This is a genomic window from Bacteroidetes bacterium GWF2_43_63, assembly GCA_001769275.1.
Taxonomy (GTDB): domain Bacteria; phylum Bacteroidota; class Bacteroidia; order Bacteroidales; family DTU049; genus GWF2-43-63.
Genome location: MEOQ01000045.1, coordinates 1 through 14,353 on the forward strand (window position 1 = coordinate 1; position 14,353 = coordinate 14,353).

9 protein-coding genes and 2 tRNA genes are annotated in these 14,353 nt (G+C 41.0%); 8 read left to right on the plus strand and 3 right to left on the minus strand.

What is annotated here, in order from left to right; translation table 11 throughout:
- Positions 1–187: 187 nt before the first annotated feature.
- From A2W93_09905 to A2W93_09940, 8 genes are all read left to right on the plus strand, one after another.
- A tRNA-Val gene (locus A2W93_09905) sits at positions 188–265 on the plus strand.
- Positions 266–273: 8 nt separating this feature from the next.
- Positions 274–351, plus strand: a tRNA-Val gene (locus A2W93_09910).
- 927 nt (positions 352–1,278) lie between these two features.
- A complete protein-coding gene (locus tag A2W93_09915; protein OFY52838.1) occupies positions 1,279–2,997 on the plus strand; it encodes a restriction endonuclease subunit M in 1,719 nt (572 codons plus the stop codon).
- Position 2,998: 1 nt separating this feature from the next.
- Positions 2,999–4,348 (plus strand): hypothetical protein, encoded by a 1,350-nt coding sequence (locus A2W93_09920; GenBank protein OFY52839.1) that lies wholly within the window; start codon positions 2,999–3,001, stop codon positions 4,346–4,348.
- Between the two features lie 10 nt (positions 4,349–4,358).
- The gene (locus A2W93_09925; GenBank protein ID OFY52840.1) at positions 4,359–6,020 is read left to right on the plus strand and encodes a hypothetical protein; all 1,662 of its coding nucleotides are present in this window, start codon (positions 4,359–4,361) and stop codon (positions 6,018–6,020) included.
- Positions 6,021–6,204: 184 nt separating this feature from the next.
- Entirely contained in the window at positions 6,205–9,231 is a 3,027-nt protein-coding gene (locus tag A2W93_09930) for a restriction endonuclease subunit R (GenBank protein ID OFY52841.1), read from the plus strand.
- Between the two features lie 167 nt (positions 9,232–9,398).
- Complete coding sequence (locus A2W93_09935; protein OFY52842.1) at positions 9,399–9,899, plus strand: hypothetical protein; 501 nt, start codon at positions 9,399–9,401, stop codon at positions 9,897–9,899.
- A gap of 1 nt (position 9,900) precedes the next feature.
- Entirely contained in the window at positions 9,901–10,593 is a 693-nt protein-coding gene (locus A2W93_09940) for an HAD family hydrolase (GenBank protein ID OFY52843.1), read from the plus strand.
- 94 nt (positions 10,594–10,687) lie between these two features.
- Here A2W93_09940 and A2W93_09945 read toward each other — a convergent pair whose 3' ends face one another.
- Genes A2W93_09945 through A2W93_09955 form a run of 3 tightly spaced genes read right to left on the minus strand, consistent with a single transcriptional unit; the run spans position 10,688 to position 14,156 of the window.
- Entirely contained in the window at positions 10,688–11,299 is a 612-nt protein-coding gene (locus tag A2W93_09945) for a hypothetical protein (protein ID OFY52844.1), read from the minus strand.
- A complete protein-coding gene (locus tag A2W93_09950; GenBank protein ID OFY52845.1) occupies positions 11,292–12,008 on the minus strand; it encodes a hypothetical protein in 717 nt (238 codons plus the stop codon). Before A2W93_09950 ends, A2W93_09945 begins: the two co-directional genes overlap by 8 nt.
- Before the next feature lie 42 nt (positions 12,009–12,050).
- Positions 12,051–14,156 (minus strand): hypothetical protein, encoded by a 2,106-nt coding sequence (locus A2W93_09955; protein ID OFY52846.1) that lies wholly within the window; start codon positions 14,154–14,156, stop codon positions 12,051–12,053.
- Between the last annotated feature and the right edge of the window lie 197 nt (positions 14,157–14,353).

Sequence of the window (14,353 nt, forward strand, 5' to 3'; positions counted from 1 at the left end):
TGAGTTCCTCTGTGAACCGAGCACCAGCGGTGCGAGCTCATGAGCACCTTGCAAAAGTGATTTAATGAGCGAATAAACTAGGATTCAGGAGGTTTTTGGTATGTTTAAATGCGTTGGTCCTGATAACATCCGTCCGGTGGATTCAATGATTCAAAAATTTATTATCTTTGCCTCCCCTTACAAAAGGGGGTTGTTAGCTCAGTCGGTTCAGAGCGCATGCTTCACACGCATGAGGTCACTGGTTCGAATCCAGTACAGCCCACCAGTAAAAACGAGTCTTTAGCTCAGCTGGTTTAGAGCGCTTGCTTGACAGGCAAGAGGTCGGCAGTTCGAACCTGCCAAGACTCACGAAAATGTAAAACGGCTTCAGACCTTGTGTTTGGGGCCTTTTTTTATGGGCTTTTGGCCATAATTTTGGCCTTTAAATTCAAGCGGTTTACACATGGTTTACACATTTGTCTTTTGTTTAGTTTCTTCGGGAAAAGAATGTATAATTGGAGATGTTTTTTAATGAAAAACCTGAGAACGAGCAAATCGAACTGTCCATTTTTCAGCATGAAGGAACTCTCAATCTTATAAAAAAAGAATTGCGAAAGCAGACTATTGATTTGATGATTGATAAAATACGAAATCTCACTGTTTTTTTAAGAAAGTAGTATTTGGAAACAGTGTGTACTAAAAAACTAAAAATCCCCTTAGAAATGTCCAAATGATCCGGAAATAAATCCATTTTAGGATCATTTTTGGTTCAAAAGTGGTCTGTTTTTGGGCGAAATTCGGACAATTCCAGACGTTTTTGGACGATTTCGGGCGAAAATGGTCGAAATCCGGGCAATTTCGGACGATTTCGGACGATTTCGGGTAAATTCGGGCGATTTTCAGGCGATTCCGGGTAAATTCGGGTAATTCCTGGTAATGTTCAAGTAATTTTCAGGTGAATTTGAGTAATTCTAAAAATTTTCAGGCGAAAATTGTTTTAAAATTGAATGTTTTGTGGCGATCTTAGCACGATTCCAAAATGATTCGATAGAAATTATGGCGAATTGTTCGCGAATTCAGAAATATTTTTCATCAAATTGTTTTTTCGGAAGAAAAGTTGGATTTTTCTAAAACACAATTGAAGAAGTGCTTATTGATCTTCGGGAGTGTTCAAAAAAGTGTGTCATTTCGGACACAACTGATAAAATTCAGGGCAACGCAGAGGCTGTTTTGCACGGGCTTTTTTACACTCTCTTATTATTTTTTTCTACATTTGAGAGCTAAAACGATGACATAAACATGAAGAATGTAAAAGAATCCGCGAACTTTATCTGGTCAATCGCCGACCTGCTGCGCGGAGAATACAAACAAAGCGACTACGGAAAAGTAATACTACCACTCACTGTGCTCAGACGACTTGATTGTGTGCTGGAAAAATCGAAAGAAAAGGTACTGGAGAAATTTGCGCAGACAAAATCAATGAAAATTGAAAACCTTGATCCGATTCTCAACAAAACTGCCGGATATAATTTTCACAACCGCAGCAAATTCGATTTCAATAAGCTCGTTGCCGATCCGGCCAATATTGCAGCCAATCTTCGAAACTACATCAATGGTTTTTCGGCCGAAGCCCGGGAAATTGTCGAACAATTTGAATTCGAAAATCAGATTGTGAAACTGGATGAAGCCAATCTACTGTTCATTGTCCTCAAGCGTTTTCAGGAAGTCGATCTGCATCCCGGCCGCATCAGCAATATCGAAATGGGATACATGTTCGAAGAATTGATACGTAAATTTTCAGAAATATCGAATGAAACCGCCGGAGAACATTTCACGCCCAGAGAAGTAATCCGCCTGATGGTAAACATTCTTTTTCTCAACGACCGCGATGTACTTACCAAAAAGGGCATCACTAAAACCATTTACGACTGCTGCGCCGGCACCGGTGGAATGTTGTCTGTTGCCGAAGAGTATCTGCACGACCTCAATCCCGATGCCCGCCTTGAAATGTTCGGACAGGAGCTCAACCCTGAGTCGTATGCTATCTGCAAATCAGATATGCTCATCAAAGGCCAGAACGCCAGCAATATTAAAAAAGGCAATAGTATTTCCGAAGATCATCTGAGCAACCTGAAATTCGATTACCTCATCACCAATCCGCCGTTTGGCGTGAAATGGGAAAAGTATGCAAAGAAAGTGAAAGACGAACATGAACAGCTGGGACACGGTGGCAGGTTCGGAGCCGGTTTGCCCGCCATGACCGACGGTTCGTTTCTGTTTCTGATGCACCTGATGAGTAAAATGAAACCCGATGGCTCGCGCCTGGCCATTGTTTTCAATGGTTCGCCTTTATTTTCCGGCTCGCCAAGTTCAAAGAAAAACGAAAGCAGCATACGCCAGTGGATCATCGAAAACGATATGCTCGAAGCCATTATAGCCCTGCCCAATCAATTGTTTTACAACACCGGTATAAGCACCTACAACTGGATCATTACCAACAAAAAACCGAAAGCAAGAAAAGGCAAGGTTCAACTCATTAATGCTGTCGATTTCTTCAAAAAAATGAGCAAGTCGTTAGGAGACAAACGCAACGAGCTCAGCGACGAACATATCACCGAAATAACAAGATTATACGGTGAATTCAAGGAAAGCGAATACTGCAAGATATTCGACAATAAAGAATTTGGTTATTCAAAAGTGACCGTAGAGCGACCGGAGCGCAATAGCAAAGGCGAAATTGTGAAAGATAAAAACGGCAAACCAAAAGCCGACAGCAGCCTGCGCGATACCGAAAGCATTCCTCTCAAAGAAGACATACAGGAATACTTCAAACGTGAGGTTCTGCCTCATGTGCCCGATGCATGGATTGACGAAAGCAAAACCAACATCGGATACGAAATCAATTTCACCAAATACTTCTACAAGTATAAGCCGCTACGCTCGCTCGAAGAAATTCGGGCTGATATTCTTGAGCTTGAACAGGAAACCGATGGTTTGATGAATGAAGTGCTGAACTGATATGAAAAAATACGATTCATATAAGGATTCTGGCATTGATTGGATTGGAGAGATTCCGAAACGATGGACTCTAGAGAAAATAAAGCATACAACGTATGTTAAAGGAAGAATTGGTTGGCAAGGCTTGACAACAAATGAATTTATTGAAGAAGGAGAAAGTCTTGTAGTTACAGGCACTGATTTTATAAATGGAAGTATTAATTGGGATACATGTTACCAAATCACAAAATCTAGATATGATGAGGATCCCTATATTCAATTAAGAGAAAAAGACTTATTGATAACAAAAGACGGTACTATCGGTAAAGTTGCAGTTGTAAATAAAATTCCCAAGATTGCTACTTTAAATAGTGGGATCTTTGTTACAAGGCCGGTATCCAATCATTACATTTCAGAATTTCTTTATTGGATGCTCGTTTCAGATGTGTTTATTTCTTTCTATAGATATAATCAATCAGGCTCGACAATTCAGCATTTATATCAAAATGTATTCAATGAGTTCAAGTTTTGTTGTCCCTCAATCCAAGAGCAAACAGCCATCGCCAACTACCTCGACCACAAAACCGCACAGATCGACGCCCTCATAAGCAAAAAGGAAAAGCTGATTGAATTGCTTAACGAAGAACGCACCGCGCTCATCAATCAGGCAGTAACAAAAGGCCTCAACCCCGATGTACCCATGAAAGATTCAGGAATCGAATGGATTGGCGAGGTTCCGGCGCATTGGGAAATGTCAAAACTAAAACACCTGTCTTCAATTATTTCAAAAGGAACTACCCCATCAACAATTGGTAAAGACCTCATTGAAGAAGGTGTAATTAAATTTATAAAAGCAGAGAACATCTTTGAAAATATAATTCGGGATCATCCTTCCTTTTTTATTGATGAGGAAACTAATGAATTACTAAAGAGATCTAATCTGTGTGAAAATGACGTGCTATTTGTCATTGCTGGTGCTACAATTGGGAAAGTGGCGATTTTGCCAAAGTCTTTTTTGCCGGCAAATACTAATCAAGCTGTTTGTTTTATCCGCCTAAAGGACACCTCTCGTTCAATGTTTTTGTGGCTGTGGTTGCAATCAAATTACATAAGAGAAATTATTAAATTGCAATCCAATCAAGCAGCACAACCGAATATTTCAATGGAGGATATTGCGAATTTCAACATCCCTACTATGGATGATAATGAGCTCCAACAAATAGTTTCATTTATTGAACGACATTGCTCAAATTTAGATTCCATGAGTTCAAGAGTGTCGATGCAAATCGATCTCTTAAAAGAATACCGCACTGCCCTAATAAGCGAGGTAGTAACCGGGAAAGTGGATGTGAGAGATGAAATAATAAACTAAATTGCACGCCATGAATGAGCAGGAACTGAAGCAATTTTTAAAAGAAAAATATCCGAAGGAAAACGAAGCCTGCGAATGGAAAGAATTCGGGTCATTGAAGAACTCCTTTTCAGGATCGGCAGGCGATGATATAATTTCTTACGTTTCGGCCATAGCCAACATGGAAGGTGGCGCACTGGTTATTGGTGTTGAAGACAACACCTGCGAGATTAAAGGCATTCGCGATTTCAACAACCACACTACTCAAAAAATCAAACTCAGAATACTGGAAAAATGCGCAAGTCTTTCTTCGGAAGGTTTGCACGCCGAAGATTTTACAACCAGCGATTCAAATAAAACGATTTGGATTATTCATATTCCGAAGCACCTGCCCCGCCAGCCGGTTATAGCCCATTCAAAGGCCTGGCAGAGAATTGAAGACAGTCTGGTAGAAATGAGGAAAGAGCGTAGAGATGCCATTCTGAAAGAACCGGCGGGTTATGCCGAAGACTGGTCAGCAGCCATCATTCCAGTAGCAACCATTGATGACCTGGACCCGCTGGCCATAAAGAAAGCCCGCGAAGAATACAAAACAAAAAATCAAAACAGAGCTGCTGAATGTGATCAATGGGACGATGTTACTTTTCTGAATAAGGCCAAAGTCACCATAAAAGGAGCAATTACAAATACCGCCGTTTTATTGCTTGGAAACGAGGAATCCTCACATTTTCTGCAACCCGCAATTGCAAAAATCAGTTGGATTCTGAAAGATGACAACAACACCGAATTGGATTATGAACATTTCGGAACGCCTTTCATTCTCAGTACGCAAAAAGTATTGGCCCGCATTAGGAATCTGACCTACAGATACCTCCCTGACAGCACGCTGTTTCCAACAGAAATACCACAGTATGATTCATATGTAATCAGAGAAGCCCTTCACAATTGCATTGCGCATCAGGATTACAGCATGCGTAGCAGAATTACTGTTGTTGAAAAAACGGATGAACTGGTTTTTACGAATGTAGGTCATTTTATACCTGAATCCGTTGAAATAGTAATTGAACAGGATGCTCCACAGGAGTTTTACCGCAATGCTTTTCTGGCTGAAGCAATGGTAAACCTCAATATGATAGATACCATTGGTAGTGGCATCAAACGTATGTTTAACACTCAACGAAAAAGATTTTTCCCAATGCCCGACTATGATCTGTCGAACCCCGAAAAGGTTGCAGTACGTGTTCTTGGCCGGGTTTGGGATATCAATTACACGCGATTGCTGATTAAAAACACTGATCTTGATTTGAAGACTGTTGTATTGCTTGACCGGGTTCAGAAACATCAGCCCATTACTGATACAGAAGCGTCTGACCTCAGAAAACAACGTTTGATTGAAGGCCGGAAAAACAACCTGTATGTGTCTTCTCATGTTGCAAAAGTTACCGGTGATAAAGCATCTTATATTAAAAACAAGGGCTTCGATGATCAGTATTATAAAGATATGATTATTGAATACATCCGGAAATTTCATGCAGCTGCCCGGGCCGACATAGAAGCGCTTATTATTGAGAAGCTGCCTGCCGGACTAACTGAAAAACAAAAGAAAGACAAAGTGAAAAACCTGCTGCAGGATATGAAACGCAAGGACCTTTTAACACTAAACGAAGAGCAGAAATGGATACTAAAGAAGTAACTGTTTTTAGACATACTCTTAGACATGTTTTTAGACGTGCTTTAGACGCTATTTTAGACGCCATGAGGTTATTAAGTGTTGATATTCAATGCAATACTACGTCATAAATCAACATTTTTAGACGCAACCTTAGACGCACTTTTAGACGGATAGACTCAAAATGAGATAATAAAAGAAGACAGTAATGGCAAACGGAATTCACACAGAACAAACCTTTGAAGCAGTTATCGAAGAATCGCTGCTCAGCAAAGGTGGCTATATCAAAGGTCATTCGGACGATTTTGATACACAGAAAGGTTTATTCCCCAAGTACATTACCGACTTTTTGAAAGAATCACAACCCAAGGCCTGGGAGAAAATCACGGCCACACATAAAGGCGAAGCCGAACAAAAAGTGGTGGCCCGCCTTATGAAAGAAATTGACCTTCGGGGCATTTTAGATGTAATCCGGAACGGTTTCACCGATTATGGTGTGAAATTCAACATGGCTTATTTCATGCCAGAAAGCTCACTCAACCCCGATGCAGAAACATTATACAACCTCAATAAACTATCAGTCACCCGCCAGCTTTTTTATGAGCGCAATGGCCGGAACTCGCTTGATATGGTGCTTGCACTCAATGGCCTGCCAATAGCTACCATCGAATTGAAAAATCAGTTTTCAGGGCAAACCGTTGCCAATGCACAAAAACAATATGTGTATGACCGGGAGCCGGCCGAACCCATATTTCAGTTTAAAAAGCGGGCATTGGTGCACTTTGCCGTTGACACCGATGAATGTTTCATGACCACTAAACTGGCCGGAAAAGAAACACGCTATCTTCCATTCAATATGGGAAACAACAACGGCGCAGGCAATCCGGCAAATCCAAATGGCTACAGAACTTCGTACCTGTGGGAATATGTCTGGGCAAAAGATAGCATTCTCGATATCATCGGAAAATTTCTTCACCTCAGAATTGAGGAATACAAGCTGGATGGCGTTATTAAGAAAAAAGAATCCATTATTTTTCCGCGCTTTCACCAAATGCAGGTGGTACGCATGCTCACCAAAGACGCCAAAGAATCCGGAGCCGGAAAAAATTACCTCATTCAGCATTCGGCCGGTAGTGGAAAATCAAATTCAATCGCCTGGCTCAGCTATCGCTTGTCGAGTCTGCACGATGCATCCGACAACAGAGTGTTTGATTCCGTTGTTGTCATTACCGACCGTCGGGTTCTCGACAGCCAGCTTCAAAATACAATCTATCAGTTTGAGCATAAAGAAGGCGTACTGCAGAAAGTCGACGAAGATTCCAATCAGCTTGCCGAAGCACTGGCCGCCGGGAAAAATATAATCATTACAACACTTCAGAAATTTCCCTTTATACTTGGCAAAGTATCAGAACTCCCAACACGGAAATACGCTGTTATTGTTGATGAAGCCCATTCTTCACAAGGCGGTGAAGCCACTAAGAAAATGAAAGAAGTACTGGCTGCCAAAACGCTTGAAGAAGCTGTAGCCGAAGAAAAAGAAACGGGAATAGATGATGATGCCGAAGACGAAATCCGCAAATCAATGCAGGCACGCGGCAAACAGGACAATCTGAGTTTCTTTGCATTTACGGCTACACCAAAATCAAAAACGGTAGAAGTATTTGGCACCAAAGGCTCCGACGGCCTCCCGCGCCCGTTTCACGTTTATTCAATGCGTCAGGCCATCGAAGAAGGTTTTATTCTGGATGTGCTGAAAAATTACACCACCTACAAAGCCTATTTCAAACTATCAAAACAAATAGAAGACGATCCCAAAGTAAATAAAAAACAAGCTGCACGCGCCATTGCCCGCTTCCTGTCGCTGCATCCGCACAACCTTGCACAAAAAACAGAAGTCATGGTTGAGCACTTCAGGCAGATTTCTTCAAAGAAAATTGGCGGAAAAGCAAAAGCAATGGTTGTAACAAGCTCGCGCCTGCATGCAGTCCGGTACAAAGAAGAATTTGATCACTATATCAAAGAAAAGGGATACACTGATATTCGCACGTTGGTTGCATTTTCAGGCAAAGTGTTGTGCGATGAATTCCCTGATGGTGTATCAGAATCCGATTTCAACGGTTTCGGCGAAAAAGAACTTCCGAAAAAATTTGCAACGGACGAATATAATTTATTGCTTGTTGCAGACAAGTACCAGACAGGTTTTGATCAGCCATTGCTGCACACTATGTATGTTGACAAAAAGTTGTCAGGGGTAAAAGCAGTGCAGACCCTTTCGCGTCTCAACCGCATGCACCCTGGCAAAGAAGACACTTTTATTCTTGATTTCACCAATGAAACCGATGATATACTGAATTCATTTCAGCCGTATTACGAACTCACCACCATCACTGAAAACTCCGATCCAAACAGGCTGTATGATCTTAAAGCAGAAATAGAGAAGCCCGGTATAATCTGGAATTCTGAGGTTGAAAATTTCTGTACTGTGTTTTTCAAATCATCAAAGAACCTGAATGTATCAGAGCAGAGCAAACTAAATGCTTATATCGATCCCGCTGTTGAACGTTTTAAAAAGCTTGCGAAAGCATGTGCCGAAGACGATGTTATCGGAACAGAACTCACACAGGAAGACTACAAAAACACGCTGCAGGCCTTCTATCGGGCATATTCATTCCTTTCGCAGATCATGCCTTTCTCCGATGTGGAGCTTGAAAAGTTATTTACGTATGTTCGTTTTCTGTTGAAAAAACTCCCGCGTACCAATCAGAATGACCGTTTCAGACTTGGCGACGAAGTATCTCTTGAGTATTATCGGTTACAGAAAATATCAGAAAATACAATTGCGCTTGAGCCACTGCCAGAATACAAACTGGAACCAGCAACCGATTCCGGCATCCGGCTTTCGAACGAAGAAAAAGCCGCGTTGTCTGAAATCATTGAGATATTGAATAAGCGCTTCCAGACTGAATTCAACGCAGCCGACAAGCTGTTTTTTGACCAGATAGAGCAAGAGCTCGTCGATGATGAAAAGTTATCCCTTCAGGCAAAAAACAACACAATGGAGAATTTTAGTTTCGGGTTCAACGACCTGTTTATGGACAAGCTCATTTCGCGCATGGAACAGAATCAGGACATTTTCAGCAAAATGATGGACGATTCCGACTTCCGCGATATAGTCCAGACCTACATGCTGAAGAAGGTGTATGAGAGGTTGAATGCGGGGAGTGGTAATGTGTAGAGGGTTGTATTAAAAACTCTTCTACTATTAAACACCAATAATTTTAATACCCTGTTCGTCAATTATGCATTTGTGGGATTCGAGGTCGGTTACCAATAAATACCTATTCAATAAATAAACACGAGCCAAAATGATCATGGCTTTTGATAATCAAATAATCCCTAACTTTGAGTAAAATCATTTTTGAAATGGTTGAAAAGATTTATCATTTTGAGTTGAAAGATTACCAACCCGACGGCGTTAATATAGAAACGCGGACTCCATTTGTATTGCTTATTGGTGAGTGGGAAGTTGATTTCTACGAGGCAAACAAACCTTTCAAAGCCAATTCCGTTCATGGAAACTTTCGGTTTATGAAATTGCTGCAGAACTCGTTTTTAATGGAGGATAACTACCGTCTTGGATTTGATGAGATTGACGGAAAAGTAGATCTGGATACCGCTATAAAAATGGATTTCCCGGCCTCGGATCATCAAACAGTGTATGCCCTGGGTTCACATTTCGACGAAGACGAAGCCTTGTTTCTGATTTCAGATGAAACCCTTCCTGATGGAGTAGCGCTCTTGAAATATACACCTGATGGGGACAGTGATGATCCGGAGCCCGAAATCAATCCGGCCGGAATTGGCGAAAATGAATTTAGCAAGTCAATAAAAAAGAAAGTGTAGAATGAAAAAGATAAGTGTAATTGCTTTTGATGCAGATGATACGCTATGGGTGAACGAACCGTATTATCAGGAAACGGAAAAATTGTTTTGCGCAATGATGCATGAATATGCCTCGCCGGAGCGGGTTTCAGAGGTTTTATTGCAAACTGAAAAACAGAATATAGGTTTGTATGGCTTTGGGGCAAAGGGATTCACTTTGTCGATGATTGAAACAGCAATGCATTTGAGCGACGGCAAGGCGGGTGGAAATATTGTTTCCGGCATTATTTCATTGGGGAAAGCATTGCTGGACAAGCCCGTTGAATTGCTTGGAGATGTTCGCACAGTGCTATCGGATTTACACTCCCGGTATACTATGGTGATTGCCACCAAAGGTGATTTGCTCGATCAGCAGCGAAAGCTTTCAAAATCAGGTATTGAAAAAATGTTTCATCACATTGAAATCATGAGCGACAAAGCCGAAGTAGATTACCAGAAGTTGTTGGTGAAACTGAATGTAAAGCCAGAAGAATTCCTGATGATTGGCAACTCTCTGAAATCAGACGTGTTGCCGGTTGTAGCCATTGGAGGCACCGCCATACATATTCCGTATTCAGTCACCTGGCAGCACGAAGCAGACACAGAGCCGGTTTCACATCCGAAAATTCTGACTGCAAAACGGATGGGAGAGATTCTGCCGATGTTGGAGAATTGATTTTGCCACAAAAGGACCAACAAACCCCCGAAGTTGCATTTGCAAATTGAATTCAGAATTAAAACAAATTGCTGTTGAACAATCCCAACTGAAATCAATGAGTTTCAAATGAATTCCAATAACTGCGTAGCTCACATGAAACAAAGACTTCGGCAATATGAAGAAGGAAGTTGTCATTTTCCGTAATAAATGTAATATCACATTTACTAATTTTCTCTTTTTGAATAGTTGAAATTTCCTCACAGATTTCCTTATTCAGATTTTCTTTACTTGTAAATCCAAATTTGTCAATAGGCTCTTTGTTTTTCTTGTTCAAGACAGCATGCAATTTATTGTCTTTGTCGTTTTTAAGCATTGCAAATGCCCAGGTGGCTGTATATCTGTCGCCGGCCATAACGTGCTGTTTTATTCTTTGAATTAAGTTCCTTGAAATTCCAGTATATAGAAAGAGTCTTTCCTCATGAACAATTTCAGAAAACACATACAATCCGGAGTATTTCTTGTCTTGATTTTCAGTTGCACCGCAGTTAAGTAATAGTTCTTTAATTTTTTTAGTGTTGTTTTCGCGTTTATCAAACAAATAGTTTACTGACTTGTGCTGTTCCGGATTGGTAAATTGCTGTTTAATTTTTTTTACGAAATGAAACAACATTTCTTCTATGCCAGACATCGAAGGAAAAGACTCAGTTTTGTAATTGTTACTCATGACAGTATTTCTTTATTAGAGAGCTAACATTCTCTGAAATTCTAAAGTATTCATCTTTACTAATTCTCCAACCAATATGTTTGGAGAAATAAATCTTTGCACCAGCAAGGCTTGTTTCTTTTTTATTTCCGATAGTTTTTTTTTGCATTTCCTTTTTAATGGTGTATGATCCGTCATTGTTGTCTTCAAATGTATAACCAAGCCAGATGTTTGTAAATTCACCGTCAGCTTGCTTTTTGGGATGCAAACCCCAGAAATTGGATGCAAAACGATTGAAAACTAAAATCAAGGTTGGTTGTATTTGCTCAATAACTTCTTGTGTTATTTCTAGCTGTTGCGCAATAAAATATTTTCCAGCATCAATTGAACAAAATTTCAGCAGATCATTTTGGTTGGAATGACGCTGAACCAGCATGTCAATATATGTTGCTTTATGAGCATGTGATTTTGGCAATAGATCGTACCTTGTTTTGTAATAGGAGTCGGTTTTACAAACTTTATAAAAATTAAACGGGTATGGTTCAATTTTATCATTTTTCCGATAAGACGGATTTATTCCGCAGATCAGTATTTTAGCAGATGAATCAAATTCTGACCAGACATAATTTCGTTCAAGAATTTCATTCAACTTCGGGTCTTCCATTTTCCCTTTATACTTTTCAAATAAATCATGGATTTTGTTCAGATACTTTTCTTCAAATGTGTTCATAGTTATATTTTCTTGCAATTTAGTAAAAATTAGAACATTTAGTTATTTTTTCAGATTGGCATCATCCATATTCATCACGAGTTTCGGCATCTCGTCAAATGAGGAGTGGGGTTGGGGATTGGCTCCGGCAGCGCATTTTCGGCGGAGATGATCGCGGTAGGAAAAAGATGATTGTGCACTATTAGCGGCCAACTGCGGGAATTGCGAACTCAGCAATTGAAGGATCTGCTTTTTGTCGATGCATGAATTTTCGGTCAGATGTGTGGCCAGTGCAAGCAATAGCGGAATATTTTCGTTCAGTATTTTCAATGATTTTGAAAATGAATCCTGCAACAGATTTTTTACTTCATCATTCAACTTGCCATCCAGGTCGAGGTAACTGTCATTTAGAAAAGGGGTGGGGAGATTAACAGCGCCCGGAAATGATCCCATGCCACAATTTCGGATGAGGAGAGCTGCTAATCGGGAGGCTCTTTCGATATCGGATCTTGAGCCTGAAGTCACATGCTCATGGCCGAAAATGATTTCTTCTGCGGCCATTCCACCAAACAAAGCAATCATGTCTTTTTTAAGCGTTTTCGCAGAATGGTATTCGCGAAACTGGTGAATGTCGACAAATCCGCTCAAATCCGCAGAGGCGCTGCGCGAAAAAACCCGATCAGGAATGTAGTTCAGCAGAACAATATCAATAACGGCATGTCCGGCTTCGTGTATGGCGACTATGGCCTGCCGGTCGTCGTCGCGTATTGCCCGGAGCTTCGACATTTCAAGATCAATTGGATATTTCATTGAACCGAGAATCTCATGATCTTTCATTAGACTAACTGAAACGCTGTCTTCAAAAGCTTCGAAAACTGCTTTATTACAGGGTTTCCTGAATTTCGACATTTCGTTGATGACCAATCCTAAGTTGGACACAATCAGTTGATTGATTGTTGACTGGATGGGCCTGACTCCAAGCGAAGGCGTAACCCCTTCAGCGTAGACCATGTCTCGCATACTTTGGCTGAATTCGAATAATATTCCATGCTTCTCCAGATATCGGGTACTGATTGTATTTAACGCGCCCTGGATAATTTGTCTGAAAGCTTCTCCGCTAAGCGAAGGGTAGATAAGGTGGATATTGCCAAGTCTTGCAATCTGCTCATGCCGGAACGACTCGCTCAGTACCTTTTTAATATCAGATCTGTTTATTCTGAGTGATTCAGCATGAAAATCATCGGCACTCATGTCTGGATTGTAGTTGCCACTCATAGAGTAAGCTCTGTCAAGGTTTCCAATAACGAAAACAACACTTTTTCTGCAATCGTAGGTAATGGGTGTAAGAATCATTGAATAGATTTCGCTGATAAATTGAAGTGTTTCTTTTCCATTTAATGTGAGAATGAATGACCGGAGGTCATATTCGGTTTTGAACCGGGGCCAGGCCGCTTCAATGATGCTGTCGATATATTCACTCTGAACAAATTGAAGATAGCCCTTAGATTCTTTTCGGGGTATCCATTTTCCATTGCATAAAATTTCTTCGGAGCCTTTTATATTCAGATAATCGAGAAACAGCATCTTGCCGCCGGTCACAACGCCATTTTTGACAGTAACGCCTTTTCTCAGCAGTGATTCCAAAATCAGTTTGAGTTTCTGGATTTTATCAAACGTATAGAACCCTGACCTGAAATCGTTGAAAGTGCCACTATCCAAAAGCTCCCAAACCAGCCTCGTGAGAGGCTTTTCAACGGATTCCCCTTTGCTGTCAATTGTGCTGGCATTTTGAAACTCATCAAATATGATCATCAGCTTTTTCTCGTTGTCTTTCGAAAGAACGTCGCAAAGCGTTCGACGCACTGACCAGCTGCTTGATGAGTCACCCATGTCGAAACGGTACAGCAGATCGTCCAGATTAAGAAGCTCGGCCAGCCTTTTCACCAGAGCAGTTTTGCCCACGCCGGTCATTCCCCAAAGGTTTATTATAAGCGGGCGTTCCTGCATGTCGGGGAATAGCACCCATGATTCGATGTTACGGCACAGCGAATCTATCACGGAGTCGATTCCGAAAAACTCATTTTTTAGTTTTGCGCAGGCTTCTTCAATCTGTCTGCGACGTGCGCTGATGTTTGATTTGTTGATCATAATAATGTCGTTTTCTGACAAAATTAGGTTGTCACTACGACAAAGCGTGGCGGTGTTGAATATTGAACAAGGAACATGGAGGTGAGAATGATGAAGTTGAGCTTTTTGCCACACCATTCTTTTGTCGCTGCAGGTGGAGACCTGGAATCATTGCAATAAGAAAACCCGACGATTCCATGTTAGTCCTTCGGACGAACGATGAAATTTCGGGTTTGAGG